Annotated in this window: 1 protein-coding gene and 1 pseudogene; both read left to right on the top strand. The window is 43.5% G+C overall.

Annotation, left to right across the window (positions count from 1 at the left end; genetic code table 11):
• Positions 1-154: transposase (locus HT678_RS11095; RefSeq protein WP_172925045.1), on the top strand; the 154-nt coding region annotated here is incomplete at its 5' end.
• Positions 129-1,369: pseudogene (locus tag HT678_RS11675) on the top strand (IS66 family transposase); the annotation flags it as partial. The gene HT678_RS11095 and the pseudogene HT678_RS11675, both read left to right, overlap by 26 nt.

The following is a 1,369-nucleotide window of genomic DNA, read 5'->3' as shown; positions in this document are numbered from 1 at the left end:
CACCAATGAACTTGCCCTTCTTCGTGAACAAGTGGCTTATCTAACGCAAAAGCTCTATGGAAAATCCTCTGAGAAAAGTGTTTGTCCATCTGGACAAGTCAGCCTTTTTGAGGAGGAAGCTTCATCTGATGAAGATGGAGATGTTCCCAGTTGAAAGAGAAGAAATCACCTATAAACGTAAGAAAGCTAAAGGGAAACGTCAAGCTCTTCTAGCCCAATTCGATTCAGAAGAACTCCATCATCGCTTAGAGGATTGCATTTGCCCTGACTGTCAGGGAGAGCTAAAAGAGATTGGAGCGAGTCTTCAAGGCCAAGAATTAGTCTTTATTCCTGCGCAATTAAAACGCATAGATCATATCCAACACTCTTACAAATGCCAAGCATGCAGTGAGAAAAATCCGAGTGATAAAATTGTGAAAGCTCCTATTCCTAAAGCCCCTTTGGCGCATAGCCTTGGCTCAGCTTCTATTATCGCTCACACCATCCATCAGAAGTTTAATCTGAAGGTCCCCAATTATCGCCAAGAAGAAGATTGGGCTAGGATGGGTTTACCAATCACACGTAAGGAAATCTCTAATTGGCATATCAAGGCGAGTCAATACTATTTGGAGCCCCTCTATAACCTCTTGCGAGAGAGACTATTGACTCAGCCCTTACTTCATGCGGATGAAACTTCTTATAGGGTGCTAGAGAGTGATAGCCATCTGACCTACTATTGGACTTTTTTGTCTGGGAAAGCTGAGAAGCAAGGAATCACGCTGTACCACCATGATCAGCGTCGAAGTGGTTCAGTAGTACAAGAATTCCTAGGAGATTATTCTGGATATGTGCATTGTGATATGTTGCGGCAGTAACTTAGGACTTTAGTCCTCTAGTTCTGCCTATGCGATAGCAGTCCAAGGTTTAGGAGCAAGGCGACGCTAAGCTTGGTAAACTGCGAACCGCTAGAAGCTTATCGTCAACTGGAAGAAGCTGAACTTGTTGGATGTTGGGCGCATGTGAGAAGGAAGTTTTTTGAATCCACCCCCAAGCAAGCAGATAACTCATCCTTAGGAGCTAAAGGTTTAGCTTATTGTGACCAGTTATTTGCCTTGGAAAGAGACTGGGAAGTTTTGCCAGCTGATGAACGACTACAGAAACGTCAAGAAGAGCTCCAACCCCTAATGGAAGACTTCTTTGCTTGGTGTCGGCGTCAGTCAGTTTTACCTGGTTCAAAACTAGGAAGGGCAATTGAATACAGTCTCAAGTATGAAGAAACCTTTAAGGCCATTTTGAAAGACGGGCATCTGGTCCTTTCCAATAATCTAGCTGAACGCGCCATTAAATCATTGGTTATGGGACGTAAAAATTGGTTGTTTTCTCAACGCTT

This window comes from Streptococcus sp. 3167, from assembly GCF_013277175.1.
Classification (GTDB): Bacteria; Bacillota; Bacilli; order Lactobacillales; family Streptococcaceae; genus Streptococcus; species Streptococcus pseudopneumoniae.
Note: the sequence above shows the minus strand (reverse complement) of the source record. Positions and strands in the feature narration are given on the sequence as shown.